Source organism: Streptomyces sp. NPDC058086, from assembly GCF_042885015.1.
Classification (GTDB): domain Bacteria; phylum Actinomycetota; class Actinomycetes; order Streptomycetales; family Streptomycetaceae; genus Streptomyces.
In genome coordinates this window covers 1-24,792 of sequence record NZ_JBHVST010000117.1, presented here as the reverse complement: position 1 = coordinate 24,792, position 24,792 = coordinate 1, and the positions used below count along the sequence as shown (strand labels likewise).

22 protein-coding genes are annotated in these 24,792 nt (G+C 70.2%); 17 read left to right on the top strand and 5 right to left on the bottom strand.

Annotated elements, in window-relative coordinates; all coding sequences use genetic code 11:
- Positions 1 to 43 precede the first annotated feature (43 nt).
- The 4 genes from ACFVWD_RS48680 (at position 44) to ACFVWD_RS48665 (ending at position 3,967) form a co-directional block, all read left to right on the top strand.
- Positions 44 to 586 (top strand): hypothetical protein, encoded by a 543-nt coding sequence (locus tag ACFVWD_RS48680; protein ID WP_389604856.1) that lies wholly within the window; start codon positions 44 to 46, stop codon positions 584 to 586.
- A gap of 48 nt (positions 587 to 634) precedes the next feature.
- Complete coding sequence (locus ACFVWD_RS48675) at positions 635 to 1,897, top strand: ABC transporter substrate-binding protein (RefSeq protein WP_389604870.1); 1,263 nt, start codon at positions 635 to 637, stop codon at positions 1,895 to 1,897.
- Between the two features lie 137 nt (positions 1,898 to 2,034).
- Positions 2,035 to 2,862, top strand: a complete 828-nt coding sequence (locus ACFVWD_RS48670; RefSeq protein WP_389604869.1) for a hypothetical protein — start codon at positions 2,035 to 2,037, stop codon at positions 2,860 to 2,862.
- Between the two features lie 67 nt (positions 2,863 to 2,929).
- Positions 2,930 to 3,967: a helix-turn-helix transcriptional regulator gene (locus tag ACFVWD_RS48665; RefSeq protein WP_389604855.1), complete on the top strand. Its 1,038-nt coding sequence runs from the start codon at positions 2,930 to 2,932 to the stop codon at positions 3,965 to 3,967.
- Here ACFVWD_RS48665 and ctaD read toward each other — a convergent pair.
- Positions 3,849 to 5,543: a cytochrome c oxidase subunit I gene (gene ctaD / locus ACFVWD_RS48660; protein ID WP_389604854.1), complete on the bottom strand. Its 1,695-nt coding sequence runs from the start codon at positions 5,541 to 5,543 to the stop codon at positions 3,849 to 3,851. The two genes, ACFVWD_RS48665 and ctaD, sit on opposite strands and share 119 nt — an antisense overlap.
- Before the next feature lie 415 nt (positions 5,544 to 5,958).
- Here ctaD and ACFVWD_RS48655 point away from each other — a divergent pair, with 415 nt between their 5' ends.
- Complete coding sequence (locus ACFVWD_RS48655; protein WP_099940606.1) at positions 5,959 to 6,174, top strand: I78 family peptidase inhibitor; 216 nt, start codon at positions 5,959 to 5,961, stop codon at positions 6,172 to 6,174.
- Positions 6,175 to 6,319: 145 nt separating this feature from the next.
- Here ACFVWD_RS48655 and ACFVWD_RS48650 read toward each other — a convergent pair whose 3' ends face one another.
- Both ACFVWD_RS48650 and ACFVWD_RS48645 read right to left on the bottom strand, forming a co-directional pair.
- Entirely contained in the window at positions 6,320 to 7,351 is a 1,032-nt protein-coding gene (locus ACFVWD_RS48650) for a phosphatase PAP2 family protein (RefSeq protein WP_389604852.1), read from the bottom strand.
- A gap of 239 nt (positions 7,352 to 7,590) precedes the next feature.
- Entirely contained in the window at positions 7,591 to 8,760 is a 1,170-nt protein-coding gene (locus ACFVWD_RS48645; RefSeq protein WP_389604850.1) for a glycosyltransferase family 39 protein, read from the bottom strand.
- A gap of 259 nt (positions 8,761 to 9,019) precedes the next feature.
- Here ACFVWD_RS48645 and ACFVWD_RS48640 point away from each other — a divergent pair, with 259 nt between their 5' ends.
- Both ACFVWD_RS48640 and ACFVWD_RS48635 read left to right on the top strand, forming a co-directional pair.
- The gene (locus ACFVWD_RS48640) at positions 9,020 to 10,627 is read left to right on the top strand and encodes an MFS transporter (RefSeq protein WP_389604849.1); all 1,608 of its coding nucleotides are present in this window, start codon (positions 9,020 to 9,022) and stop codon (positions 10,625 to 10,627) included.
- A 291-nt stretch (positions 10,628 to 10,918) separates the two neighbouring features.
- Entirely contained in the window at positions 10,919 to 12,109 is a 1,191-nt protein-coding gene (locus tag ACFVWD_RS48635) for an acyl-CoA dehydrogenase family protein (RefSeq protein ID WP_168490286.1), read from the top strand.
- A 39-nt stretch (positions 12,110 to 12,148) separates the two neighbouring features.
- Here the strand turns inward: ACFVWD_RS48635 and ACFVWD_RS48630 are convergent, their stop codons facing one another.
- Positions 12,149 to 12,589: a cell division protein SepF gene (locus ACFVWD_RS48630; protein ID WP_389604847.1), complete on the bottom strand. Its 441-nt coding sequence runs from the start codon at positions 12,587 to 12,589 to the stop codon at positions 12,149 to 12,151.
- Positions 12,590 to 12,879: 290 nt separating this feature from the next.
- Here ACFVWD_RS48630 and ACFVWD_RS48625 point away from each other — a divergent pair, with 290 nt between their 5' ends.
- Together ACFVWD_RS48625 and ACFVWD_RS48620 are read left to right on the top strand one after the other, a co-directional pair.
- The gene (locus tag ACFVWD_RS48625; protein WP_389604846.1) at positions 12,880 to 14,115 is read left to right on the top strand and encodes a DUF5685 family protein; all 1,236 of its coding nucleotides are present in this window, start codon (positions 12,880 to 12,882) and stop codon (positions 14,113 to 14,115) included.
- A 304-nt stretch (positions 14,116 to 14,419) separates the two neighbouring features.
- Positions 14,420 to 14,698 carry a hypothetical protein gene (locus ACFVWD_RS48620; protein ID WP_389604844.1) on the top strand — a complete coding sequence of 93 codons (279 nt, stop codon included), beginning with the start codon at positions 14,420 to 14,422 and terminating at the stop codon, positions 14,696 to 14,698.
- A gap of 101 nt (positions 14,699 to 14,799) precedes the next feature.
- Here the strand turns inward: ACFVWD_RS48620 and ACFVWD_RS48615 are convergent, their stop codons facing one another.
- Complete coding sequence (locus ACFVWD_RS48615) at positions 14,800 to 15,753, bottom strand: ABC transporter substrate-binding protein (RefSeq protein ID WP_389604843.1); 954 nt, start codon at positions 15,751 to 15,753, stop codon at positions 14,800 to 14,802.
- Between the two features lie 450 nt (positions 15,754 to 16,203).
- Here ACFVWD_RS48615 and ACFVWD_RS48610 point away from each other — a divergent pair, with 450 nt between their 5' ends.
- The 8 genes from ACFVWD_RS48610 to ACFVWD_RS48575 form a co-directional block, all read left to right on the top strand.
- Positions 16,204 to 17,061: an amino acid ABC transporter permease gene (locus ACFVWD_RS48610; RefSeq protein ID WP_389604841.1), complete on the top strand. Its 858-nt coding sequence runs from the start codon at positions 16,204 to 16,206 to the stop codon at positions 17,059 to 17,061.
- Complete coding sequence (locus ACFVWD_RS48605; protein WP_389604839.1) at positions 17,058 to 18,830, top strand: FAD/NAD(P)-binding protein; 1,773 nt, start codon at positions 17,058 to 17,060, stop codon at positions 18,828 to 18,830. Before ACFVWD_RS48610 ends, ACFVWD_RS48605 begins: the two co-directional genes overlap by 4 nt.
- A gap of 43 nt (positions 18,831 to 18,873) precedes the next feature.
- A complete protein-coding gene (locus tag ACFVWD_RS48600; protein WP_389604837.1) occupies positions 18,874 to 19,635 on the top strand; it encodes an amino acid ABC transporter ATP-binding protein in 762 nt (253 codons plus the stop codon).
- Between the two features lie 51 nt (positions 19,636 to 19,686).
- Positions 19,687 to 20,766 (top strand): LLM class flavin-dependent oxidoreductase, encoded by a 1,080-nt coding sequence (locus tag ACFVWD_RS48595; RefSeq protein ID WP_389604835.1) that lies wholly within the window; start codon positions 19,687 to 19,689, stop codon positions 20,764 to 20,766.
- Positions 20,763 to 22,061 (top strand): NtaA/DmoA family FMN-dependent monooxygenase, encoded by a 1,299-nt coding sequence (locus tag ACFVWD_RS48590; protein WP_389604833.1) that lies wholly within the window; start codon positions 20,763 to 20,765, stop codon positions 22,059 to 22,061. Before ACFVWD_RS48595 ends, ACFVWD_RS48590 begins: the two co-directional genes overlap by 4 nt.
- A gap of 4 nt (positions 22,062 to 22,065) precedes the next feature.
- Positions 22,066 to 22,908, top strand: a complete 843-nt coding sequence (locus tag ACFVWD_RS48585; RefSeq protein WP_389604831.1) for a DUF1684 domain-containing protein — start codon at positions 22,066 to 22,068, stop codon at positions 22,906 to 22,908.
- Positions 22,909 to 23,211: 303 nt separating this feature from the next.
- Positions 23,212 to 24,111, top strand: a complete 900-nt coding sequence (locus ACFVWD_RS48580; RefSeq protein WP_389604829.1) for a S1 family peptidase — start codon at positions 23,212 to 23,214, stop codon at positions 24,109 to 24,111.
- A 186-nt stretch (positions 24,112 to 24,297) separates the two neighbouring features.
- On the top strand, positions 24,298 to 24,792 hold a 495-nt coding region (locus ACFVWD_RS48575; protein ID WP_389604868.1), incomplete at its 3' end, for an SPFH domain-containing protein.

The window sequence follows — 24,792 nt, the reverse complement described above, 5'->3', positions numbered from 1 at the left end:
CCGGGCGCGGTCGGCCCGGACCGACACCCGGTGGTGAGCCAGCATGGTTCTCGGGAGCGACCTCAGGCGGGACAACGGCCGGGGGGTGGCGGCGCTGGTCGTGCTCGTCCTCGCCGGGGCCCTCACGGCGTGCGGCGACAGCAGCGGCGGCGGGAGTTCGACCCCTCCGCCCACCCCCACCGTGGAGCGGCCCAGCAGCGCGCCGCCCAGCCCGACCGGCCCGGACGATCCGGCGGCGGCCGAGAACCAGGTCAGGCGGAACTGGGAGACGTTCTTCTCCCCGTCCGTCCCCGTCAAGGACAAACTGAACTACCTGGAGAACGGCGACAGGATGACCGCGGTCGTCCAGGGCTTCAGCGGCGACAAGCGTGGTCAGCAGGTCGCGGCCCAGGTCCAGAAGGTCGTGTTCACCGCGCCGGCCGAGGCCGAGGTGACGTACGCGCTGACCCTGAAGGGCGCGACCGCCCTGCCGAACGCCTCCGGGACGGCCGTCTACGAGAACGGCACCTGGAAGGTGCCCGACAACACCCTCTGCGCACTGGTCGCGCTGAGCGGCGACGGATCCGCGACCCCGGCCGGCTGCTGACCCGCCGTGCGCCCCAGGGGTGTTCCCGAAGGAGTCCTCGCCGCGGGCCTGCCGCTCCTGCTGGGCACGGCGCTCGTCCTGGGCACGGCGGCCTGCGGCAGCCGTCTGCCCGAGAGCGACTTCGAGCACCGGACCACGCCCGCCCCGCAGGGCACCGCCCCGCTCCGGGTCGGCATCGTCACCAGCGCCACCAGCCCCGTCGGCGGCTCCGCCTTCACCGGCCCGCGCGACGGGGCCAAGGCCTACTTCGACCGCCTCAACGCGCGCGGGGGCATCGGCGGCCGCCCGGTCGAGGTGCGCACCTGCGACGACGGCGGCAGCGGCGTGGGCGACAACGAGTGCGTGCACCGGCTCATCGACGAGGACAAGGTCGTCGCCCTCGTCGCCACCACCGCCCTCGACTACGCGGGCGCCTCCCGGGTGTCCGCCGCGGGGGTGCCCGACATCGGCGGACAGCCCATCGGCGCGGCCTACGACACCTATCCGCACCTCTACGGGATCTACGGCAGCCTCGCGCCCCGCGGGGGAACACCGGGCTGGGGCGGGAAGCTGTACGGCGGTACCGAGGTCTACCGCTACTTCAAGCGCGTCCAGGGCGCCCGTACGGCCGCCGTGATCTCCTACAACCAGTCCGCGTCGGCCGCGTACGCCCGGCTCGTCACCCGGGGTCTGAAGGCCGAGGGCTACCAGGTGGTCACCGAACAGGTCGACTTCGCGCTGCCCAACTTCCGCGCCGCCGCGGCCGATCTGAAGGACCAGGGCGCCGACCTCGTCTTCGACGCCCTCGACACGCACGGAAACGCCCAGCTGTGCAAGGCGATGGACGACGTCGGCGCCAAGGTCATCGCCAAGGTCACCAACGTGCAGAACTGGACCTCCACCGTCCCCGAGGACTACAAGGACGCCCCGCGCTGCCGCAACGCCCTGTGGGTGACCGGATCCAGCCGGAACTACGAGGACACCTCCGACGCCGCCGTCCGCGCGTTCCGGGACGCCACCAAGGGCCTGCCGACTCACTCCCAGTGGCAGCTGGAGGGCTGGGCGGCCGCGATGTGGTTCACGGACGCCGCGAAGTCCTGCGCGAAAACGGGCGTCACACGCGCGTGTGTCGACCGCTTCATGAACCGCGGCGTCCCGTACACCGCCGACGGCCTGCTGATCCCCGTCTCCTCCGAGCGCCTGCCCACACCCCCGAAGACCCGCCGGACCTGCGTCTCGGTGGCCCGCTGGGAGGACAGCAGGGGCTGGGTCTCCCAGGGCGACATGAACAGCGACTGCTTCGACGTGCCGCAACTGTCGTACGAGCCCTGACGCGCCTCGGCGGTCCTGCGCGCCCTGATGTGCGCATGAGAAGCAACCATTCACCCGGGCCTGGGGTCTGTCCCGACAGGAGGCGGATCCGACGGAGGACCCGGTGGTGCCGCCCCGTACGAAAGGGCGCCCGCATGATGACGCCGGTCCCGCGGACCGCTCGGCACCGCGCCGACCCGGGCACCGCCGTGCCCCCGTGCGCCGACTGCATCGCCGACTCCGCGGGCGGACTGACCTTCGACGTCACCGAGACCGGCGAGCCGGGTGCCGCGCTCCTGGTGCTGCGCCGCCGCGAGGGCCACGAGGAGGTCAGCCTGCCGCTGACCCCCACCGGGGACGGCCGGCTGCGCGCCGCGCTGCCCAGCGGCGTCGCCCTGCCCGAGGGCCGCCGGGACGCCTACGCCCAGGTCGCGGGAGGCGAGCCGCGACGACTGACCCCGGGCGCCAACGACCTGCGCTCGCTCGTCGCCCGGGTCCCCAGCGGCTCCCTCGGCCATGTCGCCGTGCGCATCCCGTACGCGACCCGGCACGGCAACCTCTCCGTGCGCAGCTGGCTGCGGGCCCCGCACGCGGAGGCCGTCGAGCTGTACCGGGGAGAGCGGGGACTGGGCGTACGAGGCCGGGTGTACGGCATCCCCCTCGCGCCGGACGCGCATGCCGAGGTCTGCCACCGGGACACGGCGGGTCCGCCGATCCGCGCGGAAGTGGCCGTGGAGCAGGCGGAGTTCGGCTTCACGGTGGTATACGGCGCCCTGCGGCCCGGCGTCTGGGACCTCTGGCTGCGCCCGGCGGGGGAGGGCGGGCCCCGGGTACGGGTCGCGCGGCTGCTCGACGACATCGCCGACAAGCGCCCCGTCCTCATCCACCCGAGGGTGCCGGTGAAGACCCTGTACGGCCCGGTGGAGGCCGGGCCCTACTACACGCGGGACAACGACCTGTCCGTGACGGTCACCGCGGCCCGGTGACCGCGCCCGGCGCCCGGGAGCACCTTGCGGACAGTGGTTGTCCGCAAGGGCTGGCAGACTCGACGCCATGTTGGAGACATCGGCACGACTGCTGCGGTTGCTCTCACTCCTCCAGGCCCACCGCGAATGGTCCGGGGCCGATCTGGCGGGCCGTCTGGGCGTGACGCCCCGCACGATCCGCCGCGATGTGGACCGGCTGCGCGAGCTGGGCTATCCCGTCAACGCCAGCCCGGGCACGGGAGGCGGCTACCAACTCGGCGCGGGAGCCGAGCTGCCGCCGCTGCTGCTGGACGACGACGAGGCGGTGGCCGTCGCGGTCGGGCTGCGCACGGCCGCCGGGCAGGGCATCGAGGGCATCGGCGAGACCTCGGTGCGCGCCCTCGCCAAGCTCGAACAGGTACTGCCGAGCCGACTGCGCCGCCGCGTGAGCGCCCTCAACGCCTTCACCGTGCCGATGCTGCGCGGCCCCCAGCCGTCCGCCGTGGACCCGGGCGTGCTCACGGAACTCGCCAACGCCTGCCGCGACGGTGAACGGCTGCGCTTCGAGTACCGCGACCACGGCGGCTCCCCGACCCGCCGGACCGTCGAACCGCACCGCCTGGTGTGCACCGAGCACCGCTGGTACCTGGTCGCCTGGGACGTCGACCGCGACGACTGGCGCACGTTCCGGGCCGACCGCATCACCCCCAGGCCTCCGCACGGACCCCGCTTCACCCCCCGTACGCCACCGGCCGAGGATCTGGCGGCGTACGTCTCCAAAGGGGTCTCCACGCGCGCGTACGCCTCGCAGGCGGTCGTCCGGCTCTTCGTGCCCCTGGAAGAGGCGGCCGAGCGGATCTCCCCCTCGGCGGGAACGCTGGAAGCCTCCGGGGAGGACAGCTGCGTCCTGCGCACCGGCGCCGCGAGCCTCGACGTGATGGTGATTCACGTGATGCTGATGGGCTTCGAGTTCGAGGTCCTGGAGCCGGCCGAACTCACCGAGGCGATCAGGACGGCCCGGAACCGGCTGTCCCGGGCGCTGGAGCGGCCTCCTGAGCGATCGACCCGTACTGGGGATGATGCAGGTCGAACGCCGGGCTCTCGGAGCGGATCCGGGGCAGCGTGACGAAGTTGTGCCGGGGCGGCGGGCACGAGGTCGCCCACTCCAGGGAGCGGCCGAAGCCCCAGGGATCGTCCACCTCGACCTTCGTGCCGTACTTGGACGTCTTCCAGACGTTGTAGAGGAACGGCAGCGTCGACATGCCCAGCAGAAACGCGCCGATCGTCGAGACGGTGTTGAGCGCCGTGAAGCCGTCGGCGGCCAGATAGTCCGCGTACCGGCGCGGCATGCCCTCGGCACCCAGCCAGTGCTGCACCAGGAACGTCGTGTGGAAGCCGACGAAGAGCGTCCAGAAATGGATCTTGCCGAGCCGTTCGTCGAGCATCTTGCCGGTGAACTTGGGCCACCAGAAGTAGAAGCCGCCGAAGGTCGCGAAGACGACGGTGCCGAAGACGACGTAGTGGAAGTGCGCGACCACGAAATACGAGTCGGTGACCTCGAAGTCCATCGGCGGCGAGGCCAGGATCACTCCGGTCAGACCGCCGAACAGGAACGACACCAGGAAGCCGATGGCCCACAGCATGGGCGTCTCGAAGGAGAGCGAGCCCTTGATCATCGTCCCGCTCCAGTTGAAGAACTTCACCCCCGTGGGCACCGCGATCATGAACGACATGAAGGAGAAGTACGGCAGCAGCACCGCGCCCGTCGCGAACATGTGGTGCGCCCACACCACGATCGACAGACCGGTGATGGCCATCGTCGCGGCGACCAGTGTCAGATAGCCGAAGACCGGCTTCCTGCTGAAGACCGGCAGGATCTCCGTGATGATCCCGAAGAACGGCAACGCGATGATGTAGACCTCGGGATGCCCGAAGAACCAGAACAGGTGCTGCCACAGCAGCGCGCCGCCGTTGGCCGCCTCGAACACCACCGACCCGAAGCGCCGGTCCGCCTCCAGGACCAGCAGCGCCGCCGCGAGCACCGGGAACGCGAAGAGGACGAGGATCGAGGTGAAGAGGATGTTCCAGGTGAAGATCGGCAGCCGGAACATCGTCATGCCGGGGGCCCGCATCCCGACGATGGTCGTGATGAAGTTCACCGCGCCGAGGATCGTGCCGAAGCCCGTCAGCGCCAGGCCCATGATCCACATGTCGGCGCCGATGTTCGGCGAGCGCTCCAGGCTGTTGAGCGGGGCATAGGCGAACCAGCCGAAGGAGGCGGGCCCGTCGGGCACCATCAGCGAGCCGAGGACGATCAGGCCGCCGAAGAGGAAGAACCAGTACGACAGCATGTTCAGGCGGGGGAAGGCGACGTCCGGGGAGCCGATCTGCAGCGGCATGATCTCGTTGGCGAACCCGGCGAAGGTCGGGGTGGCGAACAGCAGCAGCATGATCGTGCCGTGCAGGGTGAACAACTGGTTGAACTGGTTGTTGTCCACGATCTGCAGACCGGGCCGGGCGAGTTCGGCGCGCATCACCAGCGCCATCAGACCGCCGATGAGGAAGAAGGCGAAGGACGTGATCAGGTAGAGGTGGCCGATCTTCTTGTGATCCGTCGTGGTGAGCCAGTCCACGGCGAGCCGTCCCGGCCGCTGCCTCCTGTGTACGGGTCGCGCCGTCGCCTGCGCGGTGTCCGTGCCCATTGCTCGCCCCTTCGCCGTCGCGCCGTGGGCCTGACTGAAGCTCACGCCGTGGTGCTCGCGTCGCTCCGCGCTCCGACAGAGGGTGTGCGGGGGTTCTGTGCTGGAACCGTGCATTTCCTATGCGGTGTCAGCTTCCGCGACATGCCCCGGAATCGGAATGGAAATGCTTCGCCCCACGCGATCTCGACGGGGGACTCCGCACTTTCCATTGGGTTATTCGGGACGGCGTCAAGGTAGTCCCGAATTACGTTCGAAGGCGTGCGGGACACGTACGGAACCCCTCGTACGTGTGACGGAGTTCGGCCGAAACGCGTGTCGTGATCCTGTGACAGAAGCGTGACCGGAGGGGCACCGGTGACGCATGGTCTCCGGCCCGGACTTCCCCCGCCGAGGCCGGCCGCCTAACGTGGCGGTCATGGCACCCATTCCCACCCCGCCCGCAGAGCCCCAGGACAGTCCGCAGGCCTATGTCGGCCTGGAGGCGAGGAACGCCGAGCACCGCGCCCGGGAGCACGGCTGGTCCACGGTGCGCTCGCTGCCACCCGGCGCGATCATCACCATGGAGTACCGCGCGGGCCGGCTGAACTTCGAGGTCACCGACGGCCGGGTGACCCGCTGCTGGAAGGGCTGAGGCCACGGAGGCCGAATCCACGGAGGCCGGAGGGCCGAATCCACGGAATGCGCGAAGGCCCCCGGCTCACGAGCCGGGGGCCTTCGCCGTGCGGGGAGGTTGTGCGTACCGGCCCCGCTGTTCTCCATGATCGGTCCGTTGCGCCTCATCCGCCTGTCAGCGGCCGGGCGGATGTCGTCGCGGCGGTGCGCGCCGCGCGGTCCGAGTGCGGTGGACGGCGGCTGCCGACCGGGGTGACCGGGGTGCGCTCCGAGCGGGTCGTGTGCGGTCCCGGTGCCAGGTAGACCGGCGCCCGGGGCGGGCGGCCGGTGGCCACCGCCGCACGCGCCGGAACCTCGTCGTCCACCGGGACCGACTGCTTGACCAGCACGGGTGCACCGACCGGGGTGCCGACCGGAGCCTCGGCCGGGACGGGCAGCGCACGGCCGCGCCAGGCGTCGCGCAGGGTGAACAGTCCGGTCTCGGCGCGGGCGATCAGCGGCTCGCACCACGGCAGCGCCAGCAGGATCAGCAGACCGGCGGCCCAGCCCAGCAGCACATCGCTCAGCCAGTGCGTACCGAGGTAGACGGTGGTGAGACCGACGCCGAGCGAGGTCACGGCGGACAGCGCCGACAGCCAGCGCCTCGCCCGCGGGGTGGAGGCCAGATAGGCCAGGATTCCCCAGGTCACGACGGCGTTCGCGGTGTGGCCCGAAGGGAATATATCGCCGCCGAGCCCCATCTCGTTCGAGCCGATCGTGATGGCGTAGTGCGGGCCGAGACGGCCCATGCCGAGCTTCGCGGCGCCGACCGTGATGTTGAGCAGCAGCAGCGAGGCGCCCAGCGTGAGCAGCGGGCGCAAGGTGTGCTGCCGCCAGGAGCGCCAGCCGAGCCACGCGGCGACCATCACGGCGGTGGGGCCGCGCTGGCCCAGCACCACGTAGTAGTCGAGGAACGCGTGGATCTCCGGCCACTGCTGATAGGGCCGGAAGAACATGACCTGCCAGTCGAACCGGACCAGCCACGATGTGATCGCAACGGCCCACACGATGGCCACGTAGAAGGCCAGGGTGGCTCCGAAGAGCACAACCCTGTGCCTGCTCATCTTCGGCACATCGATGTTCGCCGGCCGTTCCGGCTCACGGTCCAACCGGGCGAAGACCCGGTCCAGACGGGTGAGGTTTCGTTCGGTACGCACTCAATCGACGTTACAGCGAGTGAGCTGCGTTCCAGGCCGAATCACTCGCTTTGTGATGACGATGTGATGTGGGATTCCTCTCAGGGCGGTGTTTAATTCCAATGATTCTCTAATCATCGGCGCCCCGATCCTTCAATTCCATTGATCGGCTCGGGCTTCTGTTTTATGCCACTTTTGAATTCGTTCACCGAATCCTGGGGTGGAATTCTCCGGCCGCTCACCGAGCGTCAACGGGTGGATCATGGCGGACCGGAGCCGTTCAGCCAGAACGCCCCGTAGAGCGCGGAGGCCGTCGCCACACCACCGAGAATCAGCGCTGACCTGGACGTACGCAGTCGGGCCAGGGCCAGCGCGAGGGGGAGCAAGAGGGGGAAAGCGGGCAGCAGGAGGCGCGGTTTCGAGCCGAAGTAACTCGACGCGCACAGGGCGAGCGCGATGACGATCCCCGCGTACACCAGCAGAGCCGGCGGCTGGCCCTGTCGTATGCACGTCACGTACAGCCAGACGACCAGTGCGACTCCGACGATCAGTCCGACGCCGGCCAGAGCCGACGGAAATGACGTGAACTTGTCGCCCACGAAGCGGGCGAACGCGTACCCGCCGTCGAATCCGTTGCGCCAGCCCGCCTGGACGTCGAGATAGCCGAGCGGCCCCTTGCCCGTGCGACGGCCGACCCAGAGCACATACCCGGCGGCGCCGAGCGGCGCGAGAAGCATGCCGAGGGCGCGTCGGAGCACGGTTGCGCCGTGCGCGGGGCGCGCGCTTCGATCCCGCACGAACGAGGCGATGGCCGCCACCCACAGGGCCGCGACCACCGCGGCCCCCACCGGGCGGGTCAGCCCGGCGAACGCGGCGAGCAGGCCCGCCGTCACCCAGCGGCCGGTCAGCACCGCGTAGAGCGACCAGGCGGCGAGCGCCGTGAACAGGGACTCGCTGTACGCCATCGACTGCACGATGCCGACGGGCAGCACCGCCCAGACCAGCGTCGCGCAGACGCCCACGCGGGGGCCGTACACGTGGTCCGCGACGGCGAAGATCCCCCAGGCCGCGGCGAGCGAGGCCAGCGTGCTGACCAGCAGCCCGGCATCCGCGTACGACAGAGGGGTGAGCGCCGAGACGAGCCGCTCCAGCCAGGGCAGCAGCGGGAAGAACGCGAGGTTCGAGTGGACGTCGCCGTTGGGCAGCCGCACCTCGTAGCCGTAGCCGAGATCGGCGACGCGGGTGTACCAGAGCGAGTCCCAGCGCGCCGTCAGCAGTTTGTGGGCGCTCTTGCCGTTCGCCGCGCTCCACAGGGCGAGCGTGAGGACGCCCAGGGCCCGCACCGCGGCGTACCCGAGGAGGGCGGGCGCGGCCCGGCGTGGCGCGCTCGCGCCGGGCGGCGTCGCGAGGGGCGTCTCAAGATCGGTCACGGGCTCGATTATCGACGGCGAGCGGAACCGGGCGGCCGTCCGGGGCGTGGTGCCCCGGAGGGGGCGTGGCGTACGCCACATGCTCGGCAAGGAGAACGTGAGAGGTCTGCCACGTGTATGTGACAGGAACTCGCGTACGCTGGCCGCTCACTCGCCTTTGATGCGTGCGTCCGGGACCCCGCTCCTCCAGGACCGCAGCCGCAGGGAGTCCCCACCCAGCGGATCGCCGAACGCGAGGGAACATCTGGGAGGTACGTACATGTCCGGGACGACCACGGCCGCCGCGCGTCGCCGTCGGGAGGCCGGAGCCGGTGCCAACCGCTGGGTCGTCCTCGTGGTGCTGTGCGCCAGCCTGCTCCTCGTGGCCCTCGACGCCACCGTGCTGCACGTCGCGGTGCCCGCCGTCACCGAGGACCTCAAGCCCGGCGCGATAGAACTGCTCTGGATCGTCGACGTCTACCCGCTCGTCTGCGCAGCGCTGCTGATCCTCTTCGGCACGCTGGGTGACCGGGTGGGCCGCAGACGTGTGCTCCTCCTCGGATACGGACTCTTCGGCATCGCCTCCGGGATCGCCGCGCTCGCCGACAACGCCCAGCTCCTCATCGGCGCGCGCGCCCTGCTCGGCGTCGGCGGCGCGATGATCATGCCCGCGACCCTGTCGATCCTGCGCCAGGTCTTTCCCGACCGGCGGGAGCGGGCGCTCGCGATCGGCATCTGGAGCGCGGTCGCCGCGGTGGGCGCGGCGGTCGGGCCGCTGCTCGGCGGGTTCCTCCTCGAACACTTCTGGTGGGGATCGGTCTTCCTCGTCAACATCCCGCTGATGCTGATCAGCCTGCCGATCGGACGGCTGCTGCTGCCCGAGTCCTACGGCGATCGCGACGGTCCCTGGGACGTGGTGGGGGCCCTGATGGCAGCCGCCGGGCTTTTCGGGCTCGTGCTCGGGGTCAAGCGGCTCGGCGGCGGTGAAGCGCCGTTCGGTCCGTTCACGCTGGCGCCGCTGGTCGTGGGCGGCGCGCTGATGTTCGCCTTCGTACGGCGCCAGCGGCGGCGTACGCATCCGCTGGTGGACCTGCGGATGTTCTCGCGGCCCGCGTTCAGTACGTCCGTGGGCTGCATCGTCCTCGCCATGCTCGCGCTGGTCGGCCTTGAGCTGATCGCCGCGCAGTACCTGCAACTGGTCCTCGGTCTCTCGCCCCTGCAGACCGGGCTGCGGCTGCTGCCGCTCACCTTCGCGGCGATGGCCGCGGGGCTCGCGGGGGCGCGGCTGCTGCGACGGTTCGGGCCGCGCGCGATGGTCTGTTTCGGGTTCTGTCTCACGGCGGTGGCCGTCGTCACGCTCACCGCGATGGGCGGCGACGACAACACCGGGCTGCTGCTGTTCGGGTTCGTGCTGCTCGGGTTCGGGCTGGAGACGACGCTCTTCGGGGCGTACGAGTCGATGCTGAGCGAGGCGCCGCCGGCGCAGGCGGGTGGGGCGGCGGCGATCGGCGAGACCTCGTACCAGCTGGGGGGGGGGATCGGGATCGCGCTTCTGGGGAGTGTGATGAACGCGGCGTACGCGCCCGGACTGTCGTCCGTACCGGGGGTCTCGCCGGGGGACTCCGCTGCGGCGGGGCACTCGTTGGGAGAGGCGTACGACGTCGCCGCGCGGCTTGGCGGGGTGCGGGGTGCGGCCCTGCGTCATGCGGCTCGGGACTCCTTCGTGCACGGGCTGCATGTGACGTTGCTCGTCAGTGCGGGGTTGTTGTTGCTGGGGGCGGGGATGGCGTTGCGGTTGCCCCGGGTCATGGAGTGCGGGGTGCCTGCGGCGGGCTCGGCGGAGATTCCGGCGCCCCGGGGGGTCGCGGAGTCCCGCGTCTCGGCGTAGCCGGGATTCACCCGCCCACGCACCACCTGTTTCCACCATGCCGACACGTGCGGGTCTCCCGTGGGGCTTGCCCGCCGTCGGCGCCTGCCGGGCCGCTCGGAGAGCGGCCCACCGGTGGCTGAGCACCGTCGCGGCGGGGTTCACCCCCGCGGGGGACCCGCGCTTGTCGGGGCGCTGGAAACGGGTGGTGCGTGGATGGGAGAGGTACTGGACGTGCGGGACGCTGGGTCGTACCGTCGGGGCGAGACCGTAACTAGCGGTGCTAGTTTTAGCGTGCCGGAGGCTGCCCCCATGTCCGCGTCCCCGAAGCTCCCGCCCTTCGACCCCACCGACCCCCTCGGCCTCGACGACCTCCTGGACCCGGAGGACCTGGCGATCCGGGACACCGTACGGACATGGGCCGCGGACAGGGTGCTGCCGTACGTCGCCGAGTGGTACGAGAAGGGCGAGCTGCCCGGGATCCGGGAGCTGGCGCGCGAGCTGGGCGGGATCGGGGCGCTCGGGATGTCGTTGGAGGGGTACGGATGCGCGGGGGCGACCGCCGTGCAGTACGGGCTCGCCTGTCTGGAGCTGGAGGCCGCAGACTCGGGCATCCGGTCCCTCGTCTCCGTACAGGGCTCCCTCGCCATGTACGCCATTCACCGGTTCGGGAGCGAGGAGCAGAAGCAGGCGTGGCTGCCGCGCATGGCCGCCGGTGAGGTCATCGGGTGCTTCGGACTGACCGAGCCCGACCACGGGTCCGACCCCGGCGCCATGCGGACGTATGCCAAGCGCGACGGCGGCGACTGGGTCCTCAACGGGCGGAAGATGTGGATCACGAACGGGTCCGTGGCCGGCGTCGCGGTCGTCTGGGCGCAGAGTGAGGACGGGATCCGGGGGTTCGTCGTGCCCACCGACGCCCCCGGGTTCTCCGCTCCCGAGATCAAGCACAAATGGTCCCTGCGGGCGAGCGTCACCAGTGAGCTCGTACTCGACGACGTACGGCTGCCCGCCGACGCCGTACTGCCGGACGTGACCGGGCTCAAGGGCCCGCTCAGCTGTCTGTCGCACGCGCGGTACGGGATCGTGTGGGGTTCGATGGGTGCCGCGCGGGCCAGTTTCGAGGCCGCCGTCGAGTACGCGAAGACGCGCGAGCAGTTCGGGCGGCCCATCGGCGGCTTCCAGCTCACCCAGGCCAAGCTCGCCGACATGGCGGTGGAACTGCACAAGGGGATTCTGCTCGCCCACCATCTGGGGCGGCGCATGGACGCGGGGCGGCTCCGTCCCGAGCAGGTCAGCTTCGGCAAGCTCAACAACGTACGGGAGGCGATCGAGATCTGCCGGACCGCCCGTACCATCCTCGGCGCCAACGGGATCTCGCTCGAATACCCCGTGATGCGGCACGCGACCAACCTCGAATCGGTGCTCACCTACGAGGGCACCGTCGAGATGCATCAACTCGTGCTGGGCAAGGCGCTCACCGGACTCGACGCCTTTCGGTGAGTCGAGCACCGGAGAGCAGGGCCGGTGAGCGGCCCTGCCTCAGCTCTGGTTGAAGAAGCCGTCCGTCTGACGCCTTGGGGCCTCGCCGCTGACGATCTCGGTGTTGGCAGGGGTCAACAGGAAGACCCGGGTGGCGACCCGCTCGATGGTGCCGTGCAGGCCGAAGGTCAGGCCGGCCGCGAAGTCCACCACGCGCTTGGCGTCGGCGGCCTCCATGGCCGTGAGGTTGATGATGACCGGGACGCCGTCCCGGAAGAGTTCGCCGATGCCGCGTGCGTCCCGGAAGCTGTCCGGGGTGACCGTGCCGATCCGGCGGCCTGTCTCTTCCGCCGTCTCGGACGCGACCTTCACGCGCGGGTCCGTGACCCAGGCATCGCCGGAGTCCTGTCCTTCGGCGTAGTTGTCGTCGTCGTAGTAACGCTCGTCATCGTTGTCGTCGACGAGGCCAAGCCAGGCACTCGCCTTGCGCACCGATCCCATGGACGCCTCCTCTCACAGCGGTCTTTCTTGCTTTCCGCATCCCCATGGTCGTCCATGATGCGGATGTCGCGCCAAGTGGATAGACGCCGCGCGGGGGTTTCGTGACGGTACTGGTGCACAGCGAATTCGTCGAGAGCCCGCGTGCCCCAAGGGTCTTGACGTGTACGGCTGCTGACTGTGAGTGAAATATGATTCTCGACGGCGTTCGGGTGATGGGTGGGGCGTACGGGTGAACGAGGGGGTCGGTACGATGCCGCAGCTCAACGTCGTACGAGGCACGGGGGAGTGTCATGTTCGGAATCGTGAGGCCCTGCAGCCACCGCCTCGGTGAGGGGCTCAAAACGCAGTGGATGGCGCATCTGTGCGGACTCTGTCTCGCGTTGCGCGGAGACCACGGACAGTTCGCTCGGGTTGTCACTAATTACGACGGGCTGCTGATATCGGTTTTGACGGAGGCTCAGGCCGAGCGCACCACGGGGTGGCGGCGTACTGCGGGGCCGTGCCCGTTGCGCGGGATGCGGACCGCGTCCGTCGCGCAGGGTGAGGGAGCCCGCCTCGCCGCCGCCGTCTCGCTGGTACTGGCCTCGGCCAAGGTGCGCGACCACGTGGCGGACAAGGACGGGCTGTTGGCGCGCAGGCCGGTGGCGCTCGCCGCCCGCCGGGTCGCCGCGAGCTGGGGGCGCGCCGGGGCCCGTACCGGATCCGACGTGGGCTTCGACACCGCCGTACTCGTCGACGCCGTCGACCGGCAGGTCGGCATCGAGGCGCTCGCCGGTCCCGGGACGCCGCTTCGAGCCGTCACCGAGCCCACCGAGACCGCGACCGCCGCCGCCTTCGCGCACACGGCCGTCCTGGCCGGGCGGCCGGGCAACGCCGAGCCGCTCGCCGAGGCCGGCCGGCTCTTCGGGCGGCTCGCGCATCTGCTGGACGCCGTGGAGGACCGGGAGACCGACGCCGCGTCGGGGGCGTGGAACCCGCTCACGGCCACCGGCACCCCGCTCGTGGAGGCGCGCCGGCTCGCCGATGACGCTCTGCACGGGATACGGCTCGCGCTGCGCGAGGTGGAGTTCACGGACGGCAAGCTGGCCCATCTGCTGCTCGCGCACGAGCTGGGGCGGTCGGTGGACCGCGCGTTCGGGACCTCGGGATGCGGGCACCAGGCCCACGCGGACGGTGTGCGAGGGGCCTTCGGGCCGCCGCGGCACGGTGGGCCGTACAACCCGCAGAGCCCGCCGGGTCCGTACGACGGCCAGAATCCTTACGCCGGTGGCGGCAACCCCTTCGGCGGCGGTCCCTCCTTCCCGCCGCCCGGACCCGGCAAGCGAGGCTTCTGGGCCGGGTGCGCGGCCGCGATCGGGGTGTGCTGCACCTGCAAGGTGTGCTGTGCCGACGAGTTCGAGGGGCCGTGGTCGCGAAAGAGGCGCGAGGGCTGCCTCGGCAACTGCGACTGTGACTGCGGCTGCTGCGAGGCCTGTGAGATCTGCGAGTGCTGTGAATGCTGCTCGTGCTGCGACTGCGGCCTGTGACGGACCTCGTATACGGCGGCGTGGACGATCACGCCGCCGAAAGGATCGGACCTGCCCATTCGGGGATGTCATTGTTTCCGGGGCGTAAAACAAAAGCATGATCGGGTGACCGGAATGCCGTAGGGGTCGTTGGTCCGGCGTAGAACCATTTCTGCCCCGCCAGTAACTCGTCTTCCTCATAAGGCACTTCAGTGGACGTCACACCGGAAGAGGTGACCGGGTGTGTGCCCGGCGGCCGCGTCCGTGACACCGTGTCCGCGCGCTCTGACAAGATCGTGCCGAGGGGGCGCTCGGTACGGTCGGCATGGTCGATACGCGGCGTATCGAGGACTGCTTTCCGGCGCTCGACTACTTCGAGGCGCACCGGGCTCCGTTCGTGCCGGCCGTGGGCCGGTTCGACGGTTCGCGGCGGTTCGCGCTCGACGAGGTGCGGGAGGCGCTGGAACTGGGTGATGACGTGCCGGTGCTGGAGTGTGACGCACGGGACCGGGCGTCGGTGAAGGAGATGCTGGGCGCGTTGATGGACCGGGTGATCGGGGTGCGGGCGGTGCCGCGGCGACGTACGGCCGTGTTGGCTCGCTGAATTCGGTCGCCCGTTGGCCGCGGGGGTACGTGGCTGGGCGCGCAGTTCCCCGCGCCCCTTCGGGGCGCTCCTGTGCGGGGCGCGGGGAATGCTCAGGTCCCTCAGTTCTTCAGCTCTGGCGGGGAGATCTCCGACTTCGCTATCGCCGAAGTCGTCGTGCCCCACTTCTTCAGGATCTTCTCGTAGGTTCCGTTCGCGATCAGGTCGTTGACCGCGGCCTGGAAGGCGGGGGCGAGCTTGGTGTCCTTCTTGAAGGCGAAGCCGACGTCGAGGCGGTGGAACTCGTTGAGGAACTTGACGCCCTGCTGTTGGGCGACGGCGTAGCGCAGGCCGTTGATGGTGCTCATCACGATGTCGCTGCGGCCCTGTTGGAGTGAGGACCAGATCGCGCCCTGCTCGCTGTAGGTCTGCACCTTGTACGCCTTCTTGCCGGCGTCGGTGCAGACCTTCTTGTTCTCCTCCAGCGTCGCCTCGAAGGTGGTGCCCGCGCCGGTCGCGACGTTCAGGCCGCACAGCTGCTTGAGGTCGGTGATCTTGGCGAGTTTGCTGTCCTTGCGGGTGGCGAAGCCCTGGCCGTCGTTGATGTAGGTGACGAAGTCGATCGTCTTGCGCCGTTCGTCGGTCACGCCGAAGTTGCTGGCGCCGAAGTCGTACTTGCCGCTGTCCAGGGCCGGCAGGATCGCCTCGAAACTGGCCTGTTCGGTCTTGAGCTCGATGCCGAGCACCTTGGCCACGGCGTCCGCGAAGTCGACGTCCTGGCCCGTCAGCGTCTTGCCGTCGTCCAGGTACGTCGTGCCGGGTGGTGTACCGCCGACGGCGACCGCCACGGTGAGGCTGGTGACGCCGGACGGGAGCAGTTTGGCCGCGGCCTCGTCCTTCGTGATGTCCGAGACGACGTCCGTGGTGGGGATCTTGTCGGCCTTGGCCGCCGCATTCGCCGTGCTGCCGGTCGTGTCGTCCGAGCCGGAGCCGCATGCCGTGAGGAGCAGGGCCGTCGAGGTGATGATGGCAAAGGGCGCAAAATGCCGATAACGGGTACGCGTGGACGTACGCATGGTGTGCGGTCTCCTGAGAGCAAGAGTGAGCAGAACCCGAGGGGAGGGGTGCGCGTGTGAAGGCGAAGGGGAGGGAGAACGCGAAAGGCGCCCGATTGATCGAAGGATCAAGTGATCGGATTGATCAAGCGATCGGGATCGATCAAGGGATCAAGTGATCAGGGCGCGCAGTGGGTCAGCTCAACAGGAAGAGGACCACACTCGACCGAAGTCGATGTGGGAGCGCTTGACCAGCCACTGCTGTGGATGCATGGGCCAAGTGGAACAGGCATCCGGTTGTGCGTCAACTGACCTGAGACGTACGGCTCACAGTATGGACAGCCTTGACAGCGGGGGGAAATGGGCCCGTACTCTCGGTGGACGGCCCTGCTGAGGGGCTCGGCCGTACGGCGCCGCGAGGCGCTCCGTGTGAAGGCACCCGTGTTCGACCGACGTCACGGAGTCTTCCGCATGTCTTCCGACACCCTCGCCAAAACATCCGCCGCACCGGACATACCGGAGCAGGCCGACTCCCTGCGGATCGTCCCGCAGCGCCGTCTCGGTCAGTGGACGGCCGCCCTCGCCGTGCTGGTGCTGCTCGGGCTCGCCGTCACCTCCGTCGTCCGCAACAAGGCGTTCCAGTGGGGCGTGGTCGGCGACTACTTCACCTCGGACTCCGTACTGCGCGGCCTGTGGCTCACCCTGTGGCTGACGGCCGTGGTGATGGTGCTCGGCTTCGTCCTCGGGGCGCTGCTCGCGGCGGCCCAGTTGTCCGCCAACCCCGTGCTGCGCAGCGTCAGTTGGGGTTACGTGTGGCTGTTCCGGTCGATCCCGATCCTGGTGCAGCTGCTGCTGTGGTTCAACATCGGGGCGCTGTATCCGCAGCTTCTCGGCGTGAAGACGGTCAATCTGTTCACCCCGATCGCGGTCGCGATCATCGGGCTCACCCTGCACGAGGCCGCCTACGCCGCCGAGGTCGTCCGCGGCGGCATCCTCTCCGTCGACCGCGGGCAGATAGAGGCCGCGCAGGCGCTCGGGCTGAGCCGGTGGCGCCGCTGGTGGCGGATCGTGCTGCCGCAGGCGATGCGCTCCATCGTGCCGCCCGCCGGGAACATGCTGATCGGCACCCTCAAGGGCACCTCGATCGTCAGCGTCATCGCCGTCCAGGACCTGCTCTTCTCCGTGCAGCTCGTCTACCACCGCACCTACCAGGTCATCCCGCTGCTGATGGTCGCCACCATCTGGTACACCGTCGTCACCTCGGTGCTCAGCCTCGGCCAGTACTACGTCGAGAAGCACTACGCGCGCGGTTCGGAGCGTACGCGATGAGCACGTCGAAGCCGACTCTCGTGATCGTCGGGGCCGGGCCGCGGGGGACCGGTCTCATCGAGCGCATCGCCGCCAACGCGCCCGAGCTGTACGCCGGTTCGGGCGTCGAAGGTCTCGACATCCATCTTGTCGACCCCCATCCGCCGGGTGCCGGACGCATCTGGCGCGAGGCGCAGTCGCCGCTGCTGTGGATGAACTCGCACGCCGAGGACGTCACCATGTTCACCGACGAGACGGTGGTCATGGACGGTCCGGTACGCCCCGGTCCCACGCTGCACGAATGGGCGGCCGTCGACGGCAGCACCTTCGCCGACCGGCAGCTGCAAGGGGCCTACCTGAGCTGGGTGCACGAGCAGGCCGTGGCTGCCCTGCCGCCGGACGTCACCGTCCACCATCACCCGTGCAGGGCCCTGCGCGTCAGCGGCCCGCGCGAGGGGCGCCAGCAGGTGTGGCTGGAGGGCCGTCCGCGTCCCCTCCTCGCCGACCTCGTCGTTCTCGCACTCGGCCACCTGGACGCCGAACTCGACCAGGAGCAGCGCGAGTTGGCGGCGTACGCCCGTGCCCACGACCTGGTCCACCTGCCGCCCGATTTCACCGCCGACAGCGACCTGTCCTCGCTCGCGCCCGGCGAACCCGTCCTCGTGCGCGGCTTCGGACTCGCCTTCGTCGACCTGATGGTGCTGCTCACGGAGGGGCGGGGCGGGCGGTACGACGGCGACACGTACATGCCCTCGGGGCAGGAGCCGGTGCTGTACGTCGGGTCGCGGCGCGGAGTGCCGTACCACTCGAAGATCGGTTACGACTGGACCGGTGAACGGCCGCCGCTGCCCCGCTTCTTCGGGTCCGCCGAGGTCGACGCGGTGCTCGCACGACCGGACGGTTTCGACTTCCGGCGCGATGTGTGGCCGTTGATCGAGAAGGAGTTGGGGTTCGCGCACTACCACCGGCTGTTCGGCGTGCACCCCGAGCGGACGAGTATCGCCTGGACCGACTTCGAGGAGAAGTACGCGGCGGGGGAGGCGGCGGAGCGCGAGGCTCTCGTGGCGTCCGCCGTGCCCGACCCCGCCGACCGGCTCGACCTCGCGGCGCTCGACCGTCCGCTGGACGGGGTGCGGTACGCGTCGGAGGAGGAATTCCAGGAGGGACTGCGGGCGTACATAGAGGATGATCTGAGTCGACGTCATGATCCTGGAAACAGCCCGGACCTGGCCGTCTTCCTCGGACTGCTCTCCGTCTACGGGCAGTTGATCCGGCTCGGTGACGTCGGGCCCCGGTGGCACGGCTTCTTCAGCTACCTCGCCTCGGGGCCACCCGGACCCCGGCTGCGGCAGATGCTCGCACTCTCCCGGGCCGGCGTCGTGCGGTTCGTGGGCGCGGACATGGCCGTGGTCGCCGAGGACGGCGTGTTCCGGGCGTCGAGCGCGACCGTGCCGGGCGCGACGGTCGAGGCGCGGGCGCTCGTCGAGGCACGGCTGCCCGAGCCCACCGTCGGACGCGCCCTCGACCCGCTGCTGCGTGAACTGCACGACGACGGGGCCGTCGAGACCCCGGAGGGGCTGCTGCGGGTGGACCGCACCGACGGGCGGATCCTCGACCGGGCCGGGCAGCCACACCCCCGGCGGTTCGCGCTGGGGCCCTACACCGACGTACGTACCCCCGGCGCCTTCACCCGGCCGCGCACCGGCGGGCCCGCGTTCCGGCAGAACGACGCCACCGCGCGGGCCGCGCTGGCGTTCCTGCGCGACCTCGCGTGTCGGGCCGCCGCGTAACCACCGACCGCCAACTCCACTGCCAGCACAAGGGATTCACACCATGACCGTCATGGTCGACATCAGGTCCGTCCACAAGAGCTTCGGACCGCTGGAAGTGCTCAAGGGCATCGACCTCGCGGTGCGCACCGGCGAGGTCACCGTGATCCTCGGCCCGTCCGGCTCCGGCAAGTCCACGCTGCTGCGCACCATCAACCACCTGGAGAAGGCGGACCGGGGCCGGATCAGCGTCGACGGCTCGCTGGTCGGCTACCGGCGCTCCGGCGACAAGCTGTACGAGCTGCGTGAGCGCGAGATCCTGAGGCAGCGCACCCGGATCGGGTTCGTCTTCCAGAACTTCAACCTCTTCCCGCACCTCACCGTGCTGGACAACATCGTCGAGGCCCCGGTCTCCGCGCTGAAGCGCCCGCGCAAGGACGCCGTCGACGCGGCGCGGGCGCTGCTCGACCGGGTGGGGCTCGCCGACAAGGCCGACGCCTACCCGAAGCGGCTCTCCGGCGGCCAGCAGCAACGCGTCGCCATCGCCCGCGCGCTCGCCCTGGAGCCGAAGTTGCTGCTCTTCGACGAGCCCACCTCGGCGCTCGACCCCGAGCTGGTCGGCGAAGTCCTCGACGTCATCAAGGACCTGGCCCACCAGGGCACCACGATGATCGTCGTCACGCACGAGATCGGGTTCGCCCGGGAGGTCGCCGACACCGTCGTCTTCATGGACGACGGGCGGATCGTCGAGCAGGGCGCCCCCGGTGACGTACTCGACCGGCCGCGGCACGAACGGACGCGGTCGTTCCTGTCCAAGGTTCTTTGATCCCTCTCCAGGGGTCTTTGACCGGTTTACCGGAGAAAGGTTTCACCCGATATGACCGCACCGCACGGCCGGGGGCTGCTGCACCTGGCCGCCGCCCTCGATCAACAGGCGGCCTTCGACGCCGCCTCGTACGTCGGGACGGCGCAGCTCGCGGAGCGTGGCGGGCTCGACTTCGTGACGCTCGGCGACACCTTCGCGCGCCCCGGGCCCGACGCGCTCGCCGTGCTCTCCCGTGTCGCGCCCGCCACCCGCCGGATCGGTCTGGTGCCGACCGTGACCACCACCCACACCGAGCCCTTCCACGTCCAGGCGGCCGTGGCGACCCTCGACTGGGTCAGCCGCGGCCGGGCCGGCTGGCAGCTCGACGTGTCGACGACCGAGGGCGAGGCCCGTCTCTTCGGCCGCCGGCACGCCGCACCCACCGACGCGCTGTGGCGGGAGGCCGGCGAGATCGCCGAGGCGGCCGCCCGGCTCTGGGACAGCTGGGAGGACGACGCCGAGATACGCGACGAGGCCACCGGCCGATTCATCGACCGGGACAAGCTGCACCACGTCGACTTCCAGGGCGCCACCTTCTTCGTGAAGGGCCCCTCGGTCGTGCCGCGGCCCCCGCAGGGCCACCCCGTGCGGGTCGTCGACGCCACCGAGGGGCCCGCCCGGCGGGTCGCCGCCCGGTACGCCGACGTGGCGCTCGTCCGGGTCGTGGGACCCGCGCAGGCCCGGGCCGTACGGACCGAACTCCGGGAGGTGGCAGCGGAGTTCGGCCGCAACCCCGACACTCTGCGGGTCCTCGGCTCGCTCGTCGTCGACCTCGGCGACGGGGAGCGAGCGGCCGAGCCGGGCCATGGTGGTGGCGGTCCCCGGCAGACCGCGCAGGGGCCGCTGTACCGGGGCGGCCCGGTCGACCTGGCCGAGCTGATCGCCGCCTGGCACGCGTCCGAGGCCGTCGACGGTTTCCACCTCACCCCGGTCGAGCCGCACCGTGACCTGGAACGGCTCGTGAACGCAACGGTGGCGCTGCTCCAGCACCGCGGTCTGTTCCGCACCTTCTATCCGGGCAGCACGCTCAGGGAGCACCTGGGGCTGGCCCGGCCCGCCAACCAGTACGCCGTGACAGGGGGAACGTCATGACCGTACGCAAGCGCATGCATCTGGCGGCGCACTTCCCGGGCGTCAACAGCACCACCGTCTGGACCGACCCGCGCTCGAAGTCCCAGGTCGACTTCGCCTCCTTCGAACACCTCGCGCGCACCGCCGAACGAGGCCTGTTCGACTTCTTCTTCCTCGCCGAGGGGCTGCGGCTGCGCGAGCACAAGGGACGTATCCACGACCTGGACGTCGTGGGGCGGCCGGAGTCGATCACCGTCCTCAACGCGCTCGCCGCCGTCACCGAGCGGCTCGGGCTCGCGGCCACGGTCAACGCGACCTTCAACGAGCCGTACGAACTCGCCCGCAGACTGGCCACGCTGGACCACCTCAGCGGGGGCCGGGCCGCCTGGAACGTGGTCACCTCCTCCGACGCCTTCACCGGGGAGAACTTCCGCCGCGGCGGCTTCCTCGACCGCGCCGACCGGTATGCGCGCGCCTCCGAATTCGTCGCCACGGCACGAGAGCTGTGGGACTCCTGGACGCCGGAAGGCGTGACCCGCCCCTTCGCACACCAGGGGCGGCACTTCGACATCGCGGGGGAGTTCGGGCTGCCGCGCTCACCGCAGGGGCAGCCAGTCGTCATCCAGGCCGGGGACTCGGACGAGGGCCGGGAGTTCGCCGCGTCCACGGCGGACGTGGTCTTCACCCGGCACGGGACCCTGGAAGCCGGCCGGGAGTTCTACGCCGATGTGAAGGGGCGGCTCGCGACGTACGGGCGGTCGCCCGAGGACCTGAAGATCATGCCCGGTGTCACCGTCGTGCTCGGTGACACCGCGGCCGACGCGCGGGAACGGGCCGCCGAGATCCGCCGTCGGCAGGTCTCCCCGCAGAACGCGCTCCTCGCCCTGGAGCAGATCTGGGGCGTCGACCTCTCCTCGTACGACCCCGACGGGCCCCTGCCCGACATCGACCCGGAGCCGGAGCCGGCCCTCGCGCAGGGGCGGGTGCGCGTCGGGGACCCCCTCGCGGTGGCGGAGAAGTGGCGGGCCCTGTCGCGGGCGAAGGGGCTGTCCATCCGGCAGACCGTGATCGAGGCGTCCGGGCGGCAGTCCTTCGTCGGCACCCCGGAGGCGGTCGCCGCCGAACTCGACGAGTTCGTGACGGCCGACGCCGCCGACGGCTTCATCCTCGTCCCCCATCTGACCCCGGGCGGACTGGACGAGTTCGTGGACCGGGTGGTCCCACTGCTCCAGGAGCGGGACGCCTTCCGCACGGAATACACGGGCACGACGCTGCGCTCACATCTCGGGTTGCCGCAACCCGTATGGAAGGGTTGATCACATGACGAAAGACGCATCCGCAGACGCATCCGCAGACGTATCTGACGGGACATCCGCAGACGTGTTCGACGGCGCATCCGAGGGCTGGGAGCGGTGGCACGAGCGCCGCGTCGAGACGGTGTCCGCCCCCTACGGCCCGTTGGCGCTCACCGGCACGCACTGGCTGGAGGACTATCCGGACGGGCGACTTCCGGACATCCCCGGGCTGTGGACCGACCAGGAGGACGGGGTCCTGCTGACGGCCGCCCCCGAAGACGGTCTGAGCCTGGACGGAAAACCCTTCACCGGCGAGGTCCGGCTCGATGCCGACCTCGGGTCGGCGGCCGAGGCCCGGGTCGGGCTCGGCGAGCGCCGTTTCGTCGTCCTGGTGCGCGAAGGGATCTGGGGCGTACGCGACTTCGACCCCGCCTCCGAAGGGCGCGCGGCCTTCAAGGGCGTCGAGGCGACGCCGTACGACCCGCGCTGGTCGGTGCCGGGGCACTTCACGCCGTACGGCGAGAGCCGCACCGTGCGAGTGGAGAACGCGGACGGAGTCGCCCGTGGTCTGGGGCTCGGCGGCATCCTCGCCTTCACCCTGGACGGCGAGGACCTCACACTCCAGGTGTCGGTGGAGAGCGACGGCTCGCTGTGGGCCGTGTTCGCCGACACCACCAGCGGGGACAGCAGCTACCGCTTCCGGTTCCTGCGCCCCGCGGCGCCCGACGCCGAGGGGCGTACGACGGTGGACTTCAACCGGGCCGTGCTCCCGCCGTGCGCGTTCGCCGACCACTTCATCTGCCCCTTCCCGCCGCCCGGGAACACCCTGGGCGTGGCCGTCCCGGCGGGGGAGCGCACGCTGCTCTGACGGTTCACTCCTCCGCGCCTTCCGCTCACTCCTCCAAGCCCTTCAGGCGCTTCGAGTGCCCCGACGATCCGCACGCGATCCGCACACCTAAGTCCGGGGAGATCAACTACCGCTGGTGGTACGTAAGTTGAACGCTGCACGGCCGAAAGGTGCCCTTGCGCCGGTCGGCCGTGCCGCCGAATACTCCCCCACAGCGCTTGTCAGGAGCACGGCTTGTCCGGAATCCGGTCAGGCGGCTCCCGGCTGCGCCTCACGGGCCCCGACCCCACGCGGGCCCCCTACTTCCCTCGGGAGGAACGACAAGTGAGGATCAAGCGCACCACCCCCCGCAGCGGTATAGCGAGACGGACCCGGCTGATCGCCGTGACCACCGGACTCCTGGCCGCCGCAGCGTTCTCCGTCCCCACCGCGAACGCATCCGACGTCCATACGTTCAGCGCCACCCAGCTGAGCACGGTGAACAAGTCGGTACTCAAGTCCGACATCGCGGGAACCGCCTGGGCGGTCGACGCCAAGACGAACCGCGTCGTCGTCACCGTCGACAGCACGGTCTCCAAGGCCGAGATCGCAAAGATCAAGAAGGACGCGGGCGGCAACTCCGCGGCCATCACGATCAAGCACACCCCGGGCAAGTTCAAGAAGCTGATCACCGGCGGCGACGCCATCTACGGCGGTGCCTACCGCTGCTCGCTCGGCTTCAACGTGCACAGCGGGAGCACCTACTACTTCCTGACCGCCGGCCACTGCGGTGAGGTCGCCTCCACCTGGTACTCCAACTCCGGTCACACCACCACGCTGGGCACGAACGTCAGCTACAGCTTCCCGACCAACGACTTCGCGCTGGTGCGCTACACCAACACCTCGATCGCCCACCCGAGCGCGGTCGGCAGCCAGACCATCAGCAGCGCCGCCACGCCCAGTGTGGGCACGACCGTCTACCGTCGCGGCTCGACCACCGGCACGCACAGCGGCCGGGTCACCGCGCTGAACGCCACGGTCAACTACGGCAGCGGCGACGTGGTCTACCAGATGATCCAGACCACGGTCTGCGCCGAGGGCGGCGACAGCGGCGGTCCGCTCTACGCGGGTTCCGTCGCCTACGGTCTGACCTCCGGCGGCAGTGGTGACTGCACCTCCGGCGGTACGACCTTCTTCCAGCCGGTCACCGAGGCACTGAGCTACTACGGCGTGAGCGTCGGCTGACCGACGGTCCCCCGCGACACCCGCACGACCGGATCTGCAGCCAGCAGCAGGCGAGCCCCCGTACGCAACTGTCGTGCGGGGGCTCGCCCTTGCTCGGGTGACGGAGTTACCGTCGAAGTACACGCCGGGTACGCGCCTGATGCGGTACTTGCCCGATGCGCCCACTTCGGACCCTGGGGGGCCGTGATGGTCGAGGAACTGGTGGCGGCGGGAGTCTCCGTCGTATCCGTGGGGATCGTCTACGCGATGGCCGGGGCCCGTGTCGTCAAACAGTACGAACGCGGTGTGGTGTTGCGGCTCGGCCGGCTGCGCTCGGACGTGCGTGGGCCCGGGTTCACCATGGTGGTGCCCTTCGTCGACAAGCTGCGCAAGGTCAACATGCAGATCGTGACGATGCCCGTGCCCGCGCAGGAGGGCATCACGCGGGACAACGTCACGGTGCGGGTCGACGCGGTCGTCTACTTCAAGGTGGTCGACGCGGCCGACGCGGTCATCCAGGTCGAGGACTACCGCTTCGCGGTCTCGCAGATGGCGCAGACCTCGCTGCGTTCGATCATCGGCAAGAGCGACCTGGACGATCTGCTGGCCAACCGGGAGAAGCTCAACCAGGGCCTGGAGTTGATGATCGACAGTCCGGCCATGGGCTGGGGTGTGCAGATCGACCGGGTCGAGATCAAGGAC

Bases quoted from the DNA above. Each gene is read 5' to 3' on its own strand.
- ACFVWD_RS48620 (WP_389604844.1), top strand. From the start codon at position 14,420: ATGGTCGATACGCGGCGTATCGAGGACTGCTTTCCGGCGCTCGACTAC.
- ACFVWD_RS48640 (WP_389604849.1), top strand. From the start codon at position 9,020: ATGTCCGGGACGACCACGGCCGCCGCGCGTCGCCGTCGGGAGGCCGGA.
- ACFVWD_RS48585 (WP_389604831.1), top strand. From the start codon at position 22,066: ATGACGAAAGACGCATCCGCAGACGCATCCGCAGACGTATCTGACGGG.
- ACFVWD_RS48605 (WP_389604839.1), top strand. From the start codon at position 17,058: ATGAGCACGTCGAAGCCGACTCTCGTGATCGTCGGGGCCGGGCCGCGG.
- ACFVWD_RS48625 (WP_389604846.1), top strand. From the start codon at position 12,880: ATGTTCGGAATCGTGAGGCCCTGCAGCCACCGCCTCGGTGAGGGGCTC.
- ACFVWD_RS48670 (WP_389604869.1), top strand. From the start codon at position 2,035: ATGACGCCGGTCCCGCGGACCGCTCGGCACCGCGCCGACCCGGGCACC.
- ACFVWD_RS48610 (WP_389604841.1), top strand. From the start codon at position 16,204: ATGTCTTCCGACACCCTCGCCAAAACATCCGCCGCACCGGACATACCG.
- ACFVWD_RS48600 (WP_389604837.1), top strand. From the start codon at position 18,874: ATGACCGTCATGGTCGACATCAGGTCCGTCCACAAGAGCTTCGGACCG.
- ACFVWD_RS48680 (WP_389604856.1), top strand. From the start codon at position 44: ATGGTTCTCGGGAGCGACCTCAGGCGGGACAACGGCCGGGGGGTGGCG.
- ACFVWD_RS48590 (WP_389604833.1), top strand. From the start codon at position 20,763: ATGACCGTACGCAAGCGCATGCATCTGGCGGCGCACTTCCCGGGCGTC.
- ACFVWD_RS48595 (WP_389604835.1), top strand. From the start codon at position 19,687: ATGACCGCACCGCACGGCCGGGGGCTGCTGCACCTGGCCGCCGCCCTC.
- ACFVWD_RS48630 (WP_389604847.1), bottom strand. From the start codon at position 12,589: ATGGGATCGGTGCGCAAGGCGAGTGCCTGGCTTGGCCTCGTCGACGAC.
- ctaD (WP_389604854.1), bottom strand. From the start codon at position 5,543: ATGGGCACGGACACCGCGCAGGCGACGGCGCGACCCGTACACAGGAGG.
- ACFVWD_RS48665 (WP_389604855.1), top strand. From the start codon at position 2,930: ATGTTGGAGACATCGGCACGACTGCTGCGGTTGCTCTCACTCCTCCAG.
- ACFVWD_RS48635 (WP_168490286.1), top strand. From the start codon at position 10,919: ATGTCCGCGTCCCCGAAGCTCCCGCCCTTCGACCCCACCGACCCCCTC.
- ACFVWD_RS48655 (WP_099940606.1), top strand. From the start codon at position 5,959: ATGGCACCCATTCCCACCCCGCCCGCAGAGCCCCAGGACAGTCCGCAG.
- ACFVWD_RS48615 (WP_389604843.1), bottom strand. From the start codon at position 15,753: ATGCGTACGTCCACGCGTACCCGTTATCGGCATTTTGCGCCCTTTGCC.